Source organism: Paraburkholderia sp. SIMBA_030 (assembly GCF_046535245.1).
Classification (GTDB): domain Bacteria; phylum Pseudomonadota; class Gammaproteobacteria; order Burkholderiales; family Burkholderiaceae; genus Paraburkholderia.
In genome coordinates, this window is sequence record NZ_JAWRXB010000191.1 from 1 (window position 1) to 335 (window position 335).

The following is a 335-nucleotide window of genomic DNA, read 5'->3' on the forward strand; positions in this document are numbered from 1 at the left end:
TATCGATATACAAACGCAGCTTTTGAAAGTTAGAGGTAATGACATAACGGCATTTAGGCTGATTGTTTTTATAGCCGAAGGCTTGCTGCTCAATTTTGCTAAGGTCAGTAGTGTTCATACCTTTTAGCTCAATCACGCCAATAGCATGACCGTCTTTGAGTATCGCGCCATCCGCCTTTTTACTACTCGTTTTATTTTTAAACTCAGTAGTAAGGTTGTAATTGGGATTAGGGTTAAGCGTATAGCCGAATATATCAACGAATAAATCACGCAAAAAGCCCTCTTGATACTGTTCTTCTTTACTGAGACGTATATTGTCCTGTTTAGATAAGAGA

1 protein-coding gene is annotated in these 335 nt (G+C 38.2%); it reads right to left on the minus strand.

Going from position 1 to position 335, the window contains the following annotated elements; all coding sequences use genetic code 11:
* Positions 1-335, minus strand: a 335-nt coding sequence (locus SB772_RS39620; RefSeq protein WP_410838470.1) for a hypothetical protein, incomplete at both ends; no start/stop codon positions are given.